The organism is Streptomyces sp. BBFR51 (assembly GCF_044591655.1).
Taxonomy (GTDB): Bacteria; Actinomycetota; Actinomycetes; order Streptomycetales; family Streptomycetaceae; genus Streptomyces.
Genome location: NZ_CP172448.1, coordinates 1390396 through 1402531, shown reverse-complemented (window position 1 = coordinate 1402531; position 12136 = coordinate 1390396). Strand labels below are relative to the sequence as shown.

The 12136-nt window shown below is 73.2% G+C and carries 14 protein-coding genes; 3 read left to right on the top strand and 11 right to left on the bottom strand.

Features of this window, described 5'->3' with window-relative positions; genetic code table 11:
• Window positions 1–14 precede the first annotated feature (14 nt).
• The 5 genes from ACGH7X_RS06240 to ACGH7X_RS06220 all read right to left on the bottom strand — a co-directional run bounded on the left by ACGH7X_RS06240 (window position 15) and on the right by ACGH7X_RS06220 (window position 4802).
• On the bottom strand, window positions 15–797 hold the full coding sequence (locus ACGH7X_RS06240; RefSeq protein ID WP_399882425.1) for an SGNH/GDSL hydrolase family protein: 783 nt from the start codon (window positions 795–797) through the stop codon (window positions 15–17).
• A 66-nt stretch (window positions 798–863) separates the two neighbouring features.
• Complete coding sequence (locus tag ACGH7X_RS06235; protein WP_399882424.1) at window positions 864–1877, bottom strand: hemolysin family protein; 1014 nt, start codon at window positions 1875–1877, stop codon at window positions 864–866.
• Window positions 1874–3241, bottom strand: coding sequence for a hemolysin family protein (locus tag ACGH7X_RS06230; RefSeq protein WP_399882423.1), 1368 nt, complete (start codon window positions 3239–3241; stop codon window positions 1874–1876). The genes ACGH7X_RS06235 and ACGH7X_RS06230 overlap by 4 nt, the downstream gene beginning before the upstream one ends.
• A 193-nt stretch (window positions 3242–3434) precedes the next feature.
• The gene (locus tag ACGH7X_RS06225; RefSeq protein WP_399882421.1) at window positions 3435–3860 is read right to left on the bottom strand and encodes a GNAT family N-acetyltransferase; all 426 of its coding nucleotides are present in this window, start codon (window positions 3858–3860) and stop codon (window positions 3435–3437) included.
• Window positions 3861–3917: 57 nt separating this feature from the next.
• Window positions 3918–4802, bottom strand: coding sequence for an LLM class F420-dependent oxidoreductase (locus tag ACGH7X_RS06220; RefSeq protein ID WP_399882420.1), 885 nt, complete (start codon window positions 4800–4802; stop codon window positions 3918–3920).
• 120 nt (window positions 4803–4922) lie between these two features.
• On the opposite strand from ACGH7X_RS06220, the gene ACGH7X_RS06215 reads away from it, so the two are divergent.
• Together ACGH7X_RS06215 and ACGH7X_RS06210 are read left to right on the top strand one after the other, a co-directional pair.
• Complete coding sequence (locus ACGH7X_RS06215; protein ID WP_217169610.1) at window positions 4923–5150, top strand: toxin-antitoxin system HicB family antitoxin; 228 nt, start codon at window positions 4923–4925, stop codon at window positions 5148–5150.
• 17 nt (window positions 5151–5167) lie between these two features.
• Window positions 5168–5542 (top strand): fic family toxin-antitoxin system, toxin component, encoded by a 375-nt coding sequence (locus tag ACGH7X_RS06210; RefSeq protein ID WP_399882419.1) that lies wholly within the window; start codon window positions 5168–5170, stop codon window positions 5540–5542.
• Here ACGH7X_RS06210 and ACGH7X_RS06205 read toward each other — a convergent pair whose 3' ends face one another.
• The 4 genes from ACGH7X_RS06205 to bioB all read right to left on the bottom strand — a co-directional run bounded on the left by ACGH7X_RS06205 (window position 5543) and on the right by bioB (window position 9558).
• The gene (locus tag ACGH7X_RS06205) at window positions 5543–6232 is read right to left on the bottom strand and encodes a class I SAM-dependent methyltransferase (protein WP_399882418.1); all 690 of its coding nucleotides are present in this window, start codon (window positions 6230–6232) and stop codon (window positions 5543–5545) included.
• Between the two features lie 117 nt (window positions 6233–6349).
• Entirely contained in the window at window positions 6350–7066 is a 717-nt protein-coding gene (gene bioD, locus ACGH7X_RS06200) for a dethiobiotin synthase (RefSeq protein WP_399882417.1), read from the bottom strand.
• Window position 7067: 1 nt separating this feature from the next.
• Window positions 7068–8354 carry an adenosylmethionine--8-amino-7-oxononanoate transaminase gene (locus ACGH7X_RS06195; RefSeq protein ID WP_399882416.1) on the bottom strand — a complete coding sequence of 429 codons (1287 nt, stop codon included), beginning with the start codon at window positions 8352–8354 and terminating at the stop codon, window positions 7068–7070.
• The gene (gene bioB / locus ACGH7X_RS06190) at window positions 8347–9558 is read right to left on the bottom strand and encodes a biotin synthase BioB (RefSeq protein WP_399882415.1); all 1212 of its coding nucleotides are present in this window, start codon (window positions 9556–9558) and stop codon (window positions 8347–8349) included. The genes ACGH7X_RS06195 and bioB overlap by 8 nt, the downstream gene beginning before the upstream one ends.
• Before the next feature lie 150 nt (window positions 9559–9708).
• Between bioB and ACGH7X_RS06185 the strand changes: the two genes are divergently transcribed.
• On the top strand, window positions 9709–10836 hold the full coding sequence (locus ACGH7X_RS06185) for an 8-amino-7-oxononanoate synthase (RefSeq protein ID WP_399882414.1): 1128 nt from the start codon (window positions 9709–9711) through the stop codon (window positions 10834–10836).
• A 42-nt stretch (window positions 10837–10878) separates the two neighbouring features.
• Here the strand turns inward: ACGH7X_RS06185 and ACGH7X_RS06180 are convergent, their stop codons facing one another.
• Together ACGH7X_RS06180 and ACGH7X_RS06175 are read right to left on the bottom strand one after the other, a co-directional pair.
• Window positions 10879–11121, bottom strand: a complete 243-nt coding sequence (locus tag ACGH7X_RS06180; protein ID WP_399882413.1) for a DUF397 domain-containing protein — start codon at window positions 11119–11121, stop codon at window positions 10879–10881.
• Window positions 11122–11130: 9 nt separating this feature from the next.
• The gene (locus ACGH7X_RS06175; RefSeq protein ID WP_399882412.1) at window positions 11131–11991 is read right to left on the bottom strand and encodes a helix-turn-helix domain-containing protein; all 861 of its coding nucleotides are present in this window, start codon (window positions 11989–11991) and stop codon (window positions 11131–11133) included.
• Window positions 11992–12136: the final 145 nt, after the last annotated feature.

Below are 12136 nucleotides of genomic sequence, written 5' to 3'. Positions count from 1 at the left end.
CGTGACCTCGGCGATCACCGCGCGAGATCCTCGTAGGGCAGCAGCTCCGGGCGCTTGGGCGGCAGGCCGTCCCCGGACGAGCGGCCCGTCAGCCTGCGGCCTATCCACGGCAGCAGGTACTGCCGGGCGAACCGGACGTCCGCGGTCCTGCGCGCCATCCATCCCGGCGGCGGCGTCACCGGGATCGGCGCGTGCCACTCGGGATCCTCGGGCTCGTGGCCCAGCGTCTGCCACACCGCCTCCGCGACCCGGCGGTGGCCGTCGGCGGTCAGGTGCAGCCGGTCCACGTCCCACATGCGCGGGTCGGCCAGCGACTGGGCCCCGTACAGGTCGACGACCACCGCGCCGTGCTGCCCGGCCAGGTCGTCGATGACGGCGAACAGGGCCTCCATGCGGGGCCTGAACCGGTCCAGCACCGGGCCCTGGCGGCCGGGGCTGCGCATCAGCACCAGCTGCTCGCAGTGCGGGGCGAGCCGCTCCACGGCCTGCGTCAGCAGATCGCGCACCCGGGCCATGTCGCACTTGGGCCGCAGCGTGTCGTTGAGCCCGCCGACCAGCGTGATCACGTCGGCCCCCATGGCCGCAGCCACGTCCACCTGCTCGTCGACGATCTGCCCGATCAGCTTTCCGCGCACCGCGAGGTTGGCGTACCGGAAGTCGGGGGCGCGGGCCGCCATCCGTGCGGCGAGGAGGTCGGCCCAGCCCCGGTACGAGCCGTCGGGCAGCCGGTCCGACATGCCCTCGGTGAAGGAGTCGCCGACGGCGACGAGACTGGTGTACGCGGGGTTCGTCTGCATGGCGACAGAAATGGTAGCCCCTGCACATACCCGACGGTCGGTCGCCCTCCGCCGGGCCGCGCGGGCTCAGGTCGGCTGACCGAACAGCTCCCGCAGTACGTCCTCCATGGTCACCAGACCCGCCAGCCGCCCGTCGGAGCCGAGCACCGCCGCCAGATGCGTACGGCTGCGCCGCATCGCGGTGAGCACGTCGTCCAGCGGGGTGCGCTCCCGCACCCGGGCGATGGGCCGCATGTCCCGCGGCCGGAACGGCACGTCCCGCGGCGAGGCGTCCAGCGCGTCCTTCACGTGCAGGTAGCCGACGATCCGCCGTCCGTCGTCCACCACCGGGAAGCGGGAGAACCCCGACTCGGCCGACAGCCGCTCCAGCTGCTCCGGCGTGGTGTCCACGCGCGCGTGGACGACGCGCTCCAGCGGCAGCACCACGTCCCGCACCGGCCGCCGGCCCAGCTCCAGGGCGTCGTGCAGCCGCTCCCGGGCCCGGTCGTCGATCAGCCCGGCCTCGCCGGCGTCCTTGACGATCTCCGCCAGCTCCGCGTCCGTGAAGGTCGCCGCCACCTCGTTCTTCGCCTCGACCCTGAGCAGCTTGAGCAGCGCGTTCGCGAAGGCGTTGACCGTGAAGATCACCGGGCGCAGCGCCCGGGACAGCGCCACCAGCGGCGGTCCGAGGATCAGCGCGCTGCGCACCGGCTCGGCCAGCGCGATGTTCTTCGGCACCATCTCGCCGAGCAGCATGTGCAGATAGGTCGCCACCGCGAGAGCGATCACGAAGGACACCGCGTGCCCCGCCCCCGACGGCACGCCCACCGCGTGGAACACCGGCTCCAGCAGATGCGCGATCGCCGGTTCCGCGACCACACCGAGGACCAGCGTGCACAGCGTGATGCCGAGCTGCGCCGCCGCCATCAGCGCCGACACGTGCTCGAGACCCCACAGCACGCGCTTCGCACGGGCGTCGCCCTCTTCGGCGTACGGCTCCACCTGGCTGCGGCGCACGGAGATCAGCGCGAACTCGGCGGCCACGAAGAACGCGTTGACGACGAGCGTCGCCAGACCGATCAGCAGCTGTACGGCGGTCACCGGCCGGCCTTCCCCTCGTTCGTCCCCTCGTTCTCCTGGTCGAAGGCGGTGCGCGCGTCGTCCAGCGGTGCGTGCAGCAGCACCCGGGCCGCCCTGCGCCCCGTCGCGTCCACGACGTCCAGCCGCCAGCCGGCGACATCGAGGCTGTCACCGACGGCGGGGATGTGCCCCAGGCCGGCCGCGACCAGCCCCGCGACCGTCTCGTAGGGGCCCTCGGGCACGCGCAGCCCCAGCCGTTCGAGCCGGTCCACGCGCGCCGAGCCGTCCGCCCAGTACAGCGCGTGCCCCTCTTCGTCGGTGCCGGCCGGGTCCAGTTCGGGCGTCTCGTGCGGATCGTGCTCGTCCCGCACCTGGCCGACGACCTCCTCGACGATGTCCTCCAGCGTGGCGACGCCCGCCGTCCCGCCGTACTCGTCGATCACCACGGCCATGGTGCGCCGCCCGGAGAGCCGGTCGAGCAGCCGGTCCACGGTCAGCGACTCGGGGACCAGCAGCGGCTCGCGCATCAGCTCGGCGACCGGGATCCCGGGCCGCCGCTCGGCGGGCAGCGCCACGACGTCCTTGATGTGTGCGGTCCCGACCACGGCGTCGAGGGTGTCCCGGTAGACGGGGAACCGGGACAGTCCGGTCGCCCGCGTCGCGTTCGCCACGTCCTCGCACGTCGCCCGGGCCTCCAGGGCCACGACCTGGACGCGCGGGGTCATCACCTGCTGCGCCGTCAGGTCGGCCAGGTTCAGGGTGCGCACGAACAACTCGGCGGTGTCGGCCTCCAGCGCGCCCTCCTTGGCCGAGTGCCGGGCGAGCGCCGCCAGCTCCTGCGGCCCGCGCGCGGACGCCAGCTCCTCCGCGGGCTCCACGCCGAAGCGGCGCACGACGCGGTTGGCGGTGTTGTTCAGGTGGCTGATGAAGGGCCGGAAGGCCGAGCTGAACAGGCGCTGCGGGCCGCCCACCCGCTTGGCCACGGGCAGCGGCGAGGAGATCGCCCAGTTCTTCGGCACCAGCTCACCGACGATCATCAGGAAGACCGTCGACAGGGCCGTGCCCAGCACCAGCGCCAGCGACGAGGCCGCCGAACGCGAGACCCCCATGTCCTCCAGCGGGCCCGCGATCAGCGCCGCGACCGAGGGCTCGGCGAGCATGCCGACCACCAGATTGGTGACGGTGATGCCGAGCTGCGCCCCGGAGAGCTGGAAGGTCAGGTTGCGTACGCCCTTGAGGGCGCTCGCCGCGCCCCGTTCGCCACGTGCCGCGGCCCGCTCCAGTTCGCCCCGCTCGACGGTGGTCAGCGAGAACTCGGCCGCGACGAACGCGCCGCACGCGAGCGAGAGCAGGATCGCCACCAGCAGCAGGAGCACTTCGGTCATCGGGTCACCTCGGATCCATGATCGGCCAGGACCCGGAGGTTCGCCCGATGTCGTGCGCCGGGGGAGGCGCCGGGACGGGCGTCGGGGCGTGCGCGGGGACGCGCGCCGGGGGAAGGCGCCGGGAGAACCGCCGTCGGGGACTCGCTCATGCGCCGGTGCTCAACCTTTCGTCGGTTCAGTCGGTTCACTCGGTTCAGTCGGTGAGGGGCTTCACCCAGCGTCGCCACTGCTCCTCGGGCGCGTACCCGGCCGCCCGCCAGGCATGCTGGGCCCGCTCGTTGCGCCGCAGCACCATCGCGTCCCCGCGGCGCCCGCCGAGCCGTACGAACCGCTCCTCGGCGGCGGTGAGCAGGGCCGAGCCGATGCCCTGGCGCCGCTGGTCGGGATGCACCGCCAGGCGGTACAGATGGCAGCGCCAGCCGTCGAAGCCCGCGATCACGGTGCCCACCAGGTCCCCGCCGCGCTCGGCCAGGATCAGCGCCTCGGGGTCGCGCGCCACCAGGCGCTCCACGCCGTCGCGGTCGTCGCTGATGCTCGTCCCCTCGGCGGCCGTCTTCCAGAAGGCCAGCACCGTGTCCAGGTCCTCGGCCCCGGCGGGCCGTATCCGCAGATCATTCATGCAGTGATCCCACCACGCGCGGCGGGCGGACCCGGGGGAATTCCGGCATGCGGACCGTCAGCCGCCGCGCAGCGCCCGCATCACCGGGGCGAAGGCCTCCATCGACGGCTCCAGCACGCTCAGATACGTGAAGCCGTACCGCTCGCGCTGCTCCAGCACCTGCGCCGTGAGCTGCTCCAGCGTCCCGACCAGGAGGACGGGCAGCTCCAGCAGCTGTCCGGCGGTCAGCTGCGGCACGTGCTCCAGGTAGGGGCGGACCGCCGCCTCGCGGTCCTCGGTGACGACGACCGTCTGGATGAGCAGGTTCAGCTCGGCCGGTTCCGCGCGGCCCGCCGCCAGCTCCCGGTACCGCGCGACGCGCCCGTCGAGCTCCTCGGCGGTGATGGGCGTCAGCCCTCCGGTCCCGGGCACCGTGCGCCCGCCGGTGAACGCGGCGACGGCGGCGTGCCGGGCCGTCAGCTCCAGCATCCGGTCGCCGTTCGCGCCGATCAGCAGCGGCACCCCGGGCTCCTGCACCGGGCGCGGCCGGTACTCCTCGTCGCCGAGCAGCCGCTCCAGCTCCTCGACCGTGTGCCGCAGCCGGTCCACCCGCTCACCCGGCGAGCCGAAGGGCAGCCCCGCCGTGTCGTGCTCCTCCCGGAGGTAGCCGGTGCCGAGACCGAGTTCCAGGCGCCCGTCGGTCAGGGCGTCCGTGGTGGCCACCTCGCGGGCCAGCAGCGCCGGATTCCAGAAGCCCGCGTTGAGCACGAACGTGCCCAGCCGTGGGCGCTCGGTGGCCCGGGCCGCCGCGACCAGGGCCGGGAACGGCGCCGGCATGCCGAGATGGTCCGGGACCAGGATCACGTCGTACCCGAGTTCCTCGGCCCGCCGGCACTTGGCGCTCCACTCGTCGGCCGGGGCGGAGGTCGTGAGGTTGACGCCGAAGCGGAACGGACGCGACATGAACTCTCCTCGCACGCGGGGGTCTTTGCCGGTCACAGGAGTCAATCACTCGTGTGCGATGCCCGCCAGCACCTAATACCGCCCTTGCCACTGCTAGCGTTTCGGCGCTAGCTTCGAGGTATGGCGAAGACCCAGAAGGCCCAGCTGAACGTGCGGGTGGACGAGGGCACCGCCCGGGCGGCCCGCGACAAGGCGCTGGCCCGGGGGATGAGCGTCAACCGCTACATCGAGGAACTGGTGCGGCAGGACACCGGTGAGGCCGGCCACACCTTCGTGGAGGCCGCCGCCGACTTCATGCGGCAGTACGAGAAGGTGTTCGCCGAGGAGGTCGGCGAGGGCCGCGGCTGAGCCGTCGGCGCATCCGGATGAGCGACCTCACCATCGATCTCGCCTGGCTGCTGATGCTCGCCGAACAGCGCACTCCGGGGGACCCGCGGGTCACCGACTGGGGAGCACTCGTGGCGGCCGTCGCCCGCCACCGGGCCGAGATATTCGACACCCCCGTCTACGCCACCCCGCACGCCCGCGCCGCCGCGCTGCTCCAGCTGCTGATCCACGTTCCAGCGCTGGAGCGCTCCAACGCCCTGTTCGCCTCCGCGGTCGCCTACGCCTACCTGGTGGCCGGCGGGGTCGAGGTCACGACCACGCCCGAGCAGGTGCGGGACCTCGCGCTGCTGGTGAAGAGGGGCGAGGCCTCGGTCGAGGAGATCGCGGACGAGCTGCGCCGCTGGAGCGCGTGACTACCCCGGGGTTCCGGGCGGACGCCAGGCCGTGCCGAGCACACAGTACGAACTCGGCAGCGCCGGACCGTTCTCCGGCATCATCAGCCGCCGGTAGGGTCCGAGCGCGAACCCCGCGTCCCGCAGCGCGGCGACCGGTTCGCGGGACAGGTGGCAGCCGCCGGACAGCGGGGGCCACAGCGTCCGGTCGAGCGCGCGCTGCGTGAAGGTCATCACCCGCCCGCCGCCCCGGCCGTGCTCGAAGAACCGCACCTGTCCGCCGGGCCGCAGCACCCGCCGCAGTTCCCCCAGGGCCCGTGGCACGTCGTGGACGCTGCACAGCACCAGCGAGACCACGGCCGCGTCGAAGGCCTCGCTCTTGACCGGCAGGGCCTCCGCCGCACCAGGCGCCACGTCCACCGGCACCTCGGCGCGCAACGCCGCCTCCACCGCCAACTGCCGCAGCACGCGCTCCGGTTCGATGGCGACGACCTCGGACACGGTGCCCGGGTAGTGCGAGAAGTTCAGCCCGTTGCCCGCGCCGACCTCGATCACCCGCCCGGACAGCCCGGCGAGCAGCCGCTCGCGCACCCGCGCCATGCCCATGCGGGTCTCGGCGCCCACACTGATCCGGGCGTAGTAGCGGGCGAACAGCGGATGGTGCACGGCGTCCCGCGGCACCCCGCGGTCACGGGCGGATCGCAGCGGCATGGGACCTCCCTCACGAGGTGGTGCCTTACCGCGATTGTCCCCCGTATCGGCGCCACGCACCCACCCACCGCGAAGGGAGACCACGCCCGCGGCGCCGACGCCCTACCGCGCCGGACGTCAGGGGTCCTGCCGGGTGCGGAACGTGTCCGCGTTCCACGTGCCCTCCAGCCGGGCTGCCAGCCAGTGCGATGCCGCCGAACGGAAGGCGGCCGGGGCGAGGGAGCCCGCCCCGGCGGGCACGGCGCCCAGCAGGGGGGCGCCGGATACGTCCGGGAGGTCCGCGAGGTTGCAGCGCGAGGCCAGGTCCGGGGTCCCGGGCCAGCTGCCGATCACCACACCCGGCAGCTCCAGCCCACGAGAACGCAGCTCACGCGCCGTCAGTTCCGTGGTGTTCAGCGTGCCCAGTCCCGCCGAGGCCACCAGCAGCACCGGTGCGCCCAGCAGACCGGCGACGTCCGCCAGCGTCCCGCCGTCCGCGTCGAAGCGGACCAGCAGCCCGCCCGCTCCCTCGACCAGCACCAGGTCGTGCTCGGTGGCCAGCTTGTCCGCGGCCTCGGCCACCTCCGCCGGGCGCACGGGCGCCCGCCCGGCCCGGCGCGCGGCCGTGCCCGGCGCCAACGGCTCGGGGAACCGGGCCACTTCGGCCACCGTCACGGGCCCCGCGAGGCGCGCGACCTCCTGCGCGTCCCCCGGCTCGTCCGGCCCCACGCCCGTCTGCGCGGCCTTCAGCACGGCCACCGAGCGGCCGCCCGCCAGGGCCGTCGCGGCGACGGCGGCGGTCACGACCGTCTTGCCGACCTCCGTGCCCGTGCCAGTGATCACCAGTACCGGCATGTCATCCCTCCCGTGCCGCCACGCACACCGCGCGGGCGATGCGCGCCACGTCCGCGTCGCCCGTGACGTACGGCGGCATCGTGTAGACCAGGTCGCGGAACGGCCGCAGCCACACGCCCTCGCGCACGGCCGCCTCCGTCGCCGCCTGCATGTCGACCGCGTGATCGAGCTGCACCACCCCGATCGCGCCGAGCACCCGTACGTCACGCACGCCCGGCAGCCCGGCGGCGGGTGCGAGCCCGTCGACCAGGCCCGCCTCGATCCGCTTGACCTCCGCGAGCCAGTCCTGGCCGAGCAGCAGCCCGATCGACGCGCACGCCACGGCCGCCGCCAGCGGATTGCCCATGAACGTCGGCCCGTGGGCCAGCACCGGCACCTCGCCCCGGGAGATGCCCTCGGCCACCCGCGCCGTGCACAGCGTGGCCGCCATCGTCAGATAGCCGCCGGTCAGCGCCTTGCCCACACACATCACGTCCGGTGTCACCGCCGCGTGCTCCGCCGCGAACAGGGCGCCGGTGCGCCCGAAGCCCGTGGCGATCTCGTCGAACACCAGCAGCACGCCGTGCGCGTCGCACGCCTCGCGCAGCACCCGCAGATACGCGGGGGAGTGGAACCGCATCCCGCCCGCGCCCTGCACCACCGGTTCCACGATCACCGCGGCCAGTTCGTCGGCGTGCCGCTCGATCAGTGACCGCAGCTGGTCGGCGTACGTCTCCTCGTACTCCGCCGGCGGCGCGTCCGCGAAGACCTGGCGCGGCAGGACGCCGGACCACAGCTCGTGCATGCCGCCCTCGGGGTCGCACACCGACATGGGCTGCCAGGTGTCGCCGTGATAGCCGCCGCGCCAGGTCAGCAGGCGGCGCTTGGCGGGACGGCCCAGCGAACGCCAGTACTGCAGGCACATCTTGACGGCGACCTCGACCGACACCGACCCGGAGTCGGCGAGGAACACGTGCTCCAGACCCTCGGGCGACATGTCGACAAGGAGCTTCGCCAGCCGTACGGCGGGCTCGTGGGTGAGCCCGCCGAACATCACGTGGCTCATCCGCTCCAGCTGCTCCCGCGCAGCCTCGTTGAGCACCGGGTGGTTGTACCCGTGGATCGCCGACCACCAGGAGGACATCCCGTCGACCAGTTCCCCCGAACCGTCGGCCGGCCGCAGCCGCACCCCGCTCGCCGACTCCACGACGAGCGGGTCCTGCCGGCCGGGCATCGGGCCGTACGGGTGCCAGACGTGCCGCCGGTCGAGGGCCAGCAGCTCGTCCACGGACAGGGCGGGCTCAGGCATTGGGCGCGAGGTCCGTTCCGGCGCCGCGGCGGCGTACCGCCACCAGGTCCGTACGGGGCTCCTCGGCGCGTGCCGCGGGCGCGTGGCCGCACAATCCGCCCCCCGCGTGCGAGCCGCAGCCCTCGCCGGCGTCGGCACCCTCGTGCGCGCCGCAGCCGCCACCGTCCTCGTGTGTCCCGCAGCCGCCGCCCCGGAGGGCGGCGCGGTGCTCCGGCAGGGTGACCTCACCGGCGCCCTCCACCTCGAAGCCCGCGTCCGCGATCATCTCCAGGTCCGCGTGGCCCGCCTGGCCCTCGCTGGTGAGGTAGTCGCCGAGGAAGACGGAGTTGGCCAGGTGCAGGGCGAGCGGCTGCATCGTGCGCAGATGGACCTCCCGCCCGCCCGCGATCCGCACCTCCACGTCCGGGCAGACGAACCGCGTCATCGCCAGGATGCGCAGGCACCGCTGCGGGGTGAGGTGCCACTCCTTGGCCAGCGGAGTGCCCTCCATCGGGATCAGGAAGTTGACGGGCACCGAGTCCGGGTCCAGCTCCCGCAGCGAGAAGACCACGTCGACCAGGTCCTCGTCGCTCTCACCCATGCCCGCGATCAGACCCGAACACGCGGACAGCCCGGCCGCGTGCGCCTTGTTCACCGTGTCCACCCGGTCGGCGTACGTGTGCGTGGTCGTGATGTCCCCGTACGTCGCCTCGGACGTGTTGAGGTTGTGGTTGTAGGCGTCGGCGCCCGCGTCGCGCAGCCGCTCCGCCTGGCCGTCGGAGAGCAGCCCCAGACAGGCGCACACCTCGACGGACTCGTTCTGCTCCTTGATGGCCCTGATGGTGTCCGAGACCCGGTCCACGTCCCGGTCGGTCGGACCGCGTCCGCTGGCCACCAGGCACACCCGCTTGGCGCCCCCGGACACTCCCGCGGCGGCGGCCGCCGAGGCCTGGTCGGGCTTGAGCCAGGTGTACTTGAGGATCTCCGCCTTGGAGCCCAGCCGCTGCGAGCAGTAGGAGCAGTCCTCGGGGCACAGGCCCGACTTCAGGTTGACGAGATAGTTGAGTTTCACCCGTCGGCCGAACCAGTGGCGGCGCACCTTGCCGGCCGCGGCCACCACATCGAGCAGGTCGTCGTCGGAAGTGGCGAGGACGGCAAGAGCCTCCTCGCGGGTCGGCGACTCGCGCCGAAGCCCCTTGTCCACCAGCGTGTTCAGCAGGTCCATGAGAGCCGATCCTGTCGTAAGGGGCCGCCCGCGGCCAAGGAGACTTTGCACAACACTGACAGATCACCGTGTGGGTATTGCCACACCTCGCGGGGGTGGCCGTGCCGCTAATGTCTGTCCACTGCCTACAAAACTCCGGAGGACCGAGCGATGGCTTTCGGCTGGATCGACGAGCAGGCCCGGGTACGCCGCCGGGCCGGACTCGTGCGGATTCTGCGCCCCCGTCCGGCCGTGTCGCCGCTGCTGGACCTGGCGAGCAACGACTACCTCGGGCTGGCCCGGCACCCGGAGGTCGTCGCGGGCGCGGTCCTGGCCGCGCGGACCTGGGGCGGCGGCGCGACCGGCTCGCGGCTGGTGACCGGCACGACCGAGCTGCACACCGAACTCGAACGCGAACTGGCCGACTTCTGCGGCTTCGAGGCCGCGCTCGTCTTCTCCTCCGGCTACGCGGCCAACCTCGCCGCGGTCACCGCGCTGGCCCCCCACGGCAGCCTCGTCGTCTCCGACGCGGGCAACCACGCCTCACTGATCGACGGCTGCCGGCTCGCGCGCGGCACCACCCAGGTGGTGGGGCACGCCGACCCGGACGCCGTGCGCAAGGCCCTGGCGACGCACGACGGGCCCGCGGTGGCCGTCTCCGACACGGTCTTCTCGGTCGACGGCGACGCCGCGCCCCTCGGGGCACTCGCCGAGGCGTGCCGAGAGCACGGCGCCGGACTGGTCGTCGACGACGCCCACGGGCTCGGCGTCCTCGGCGACGGCGGCCGGGGCGCCGTGCACGCCACGGGACTCGCGGGCCGCGAGGACGTCGTCGCGACCGTCACGCTGTCCAAGTCGCTCGGCGCCCAGGGCGGCGCCGTGCTCGGGCCGGCCCGGGTGATCGCCCACCTGGTCAACGCGGCCCGCACGTTCATCTTCGACACCGGCCTCGCCCCCGCCGCGGCCGGCGCGGCCCTGGCGGCGCTCACCCTGCTGCGCCGCGAGCCGGAGCGTGCCGCGCGGGCCCGTGCCGTCGCCGCGGAACTGCACGCGGGCCTGACGGCCGCGGGTCTGGACGCGGTACGTCCGGACGCCGCGGTCGTCTCGGTGCGCGCGCCCTCGCCCGAGGCTGCCGTGCGGTGGGCGGCCGACTGCCGTGCGGCCGGTCTGTCCGTGGGCTGCTTCCGCCCTCCTTCCGTGCCCGACGGCGTCTCACGGCTCAGGCTGACCGCTCGTGGGGACCTTGGCGGGGAACAGATCGAGCGCGCTGTACGGGTGATCGGCGAGACGCGACCATGAGTCGGCGTGACACGGCCGTGCGTCGTCCGGTGCCCCGCGGGGTCAGTCGCGGTGGACGCAGGCCGTGAACGTCGTCCAGCTCGCGGGGGAGAAGAGCAGGGCGGGTCCGGCCGGGTTCTTGGAGTCGCGCACCGCGAGCAGTCCGGTCCAGGGGCCGGCCGACGGCCGGGCCGTCTCCACGCAGTTGTTCGCTCCGGTGCTGTAGCTGCTGCGCAGCCACCGTACGTCGGGCAGATCGGTGCTGACAGGGATGTTCCGGGAGAGTTCGGACGTCGAGCCTGACATGGTGCCTCCTTACGCGCCTGCCGCTGTCGCGGCGATGAAGTCCAACGAGTCCTCGGGCGAAAGGGCATGGATCAGAAGGGCGTTGAAGGCCTCGGTGTAGGCCTCTAGGTCTTCTTTCCGTTCGAGGTGCAGGCTACTCGTCAAGTGGTCGAGAACAACCACGTCCAGATCAGAAGTGCTCGAAAAAGAGAAGATTACGAAAGGGCCGGTGACGCCGATGTGCGCCCCGGCGGCAAAGGGCAGGACCTGGAGCCGGACATGGGGAAGCCGCGCGGCCTCGACCAGTCTCGCCAGCTGACGGGCCATCACCCCGGGCCCGCCCACCTCCCGGCGCAGCACCGCCTCGTCCAGGACCGCGCTCAGCTCCAGGGGCGGCTCGCCGCGCAGCACGTCCTGCCGGGCCAGCCGGACCTCGACCAGCGTGTCCAGCCGTTCCTCCGGCATTCCGTCCACGGCGGCCCGGGTCACCTCGCGGGCGTACTCCGGTGTCTGGAGCAGGCCGGGGACCACCGTGGTCTCCAGCGTGCGCATGGCGCCGGCCTGCGACTCCAGGCTGATGAAGTCGCGGTAGGTCGGCGGCAGTACCCCGCGGTAGGCGTGCCACCAGTGGTTGCGGCCCCCCGCGTCGTCGGAGCGCGCCAGCATCACCAGCAGCCCCCGCAGCTGCTCGTCGTGCACGCCGTAGGCGTCCAGCAGTAACCGCACGTCGGCCGGTTTGGCCCCGCTCGTGCCGGTCTCGATCCGGCTGACCTTCGACTGGTGCCAGCCCACCAGCCGGGCTGCCTCGCCGCTGGTGATGCCCGCCGAGGTGCGCAGGGCGCGCAACTCCGCGCCCAGCTTCCGGCGGCGCACCACGGGACCGTGCTGCATGGGCCAACCCCCCTACTCCTTACGAGTCGCCCAAATACGCTCTGCCGTCGCAGAGTTCACCGCTTCGAGCGACAGATATATGCATATCTTGGTGGATCGCCGTCCTTCACGGCCCTGGTGATGGCAGTCTGGCGGCGAAGCACCA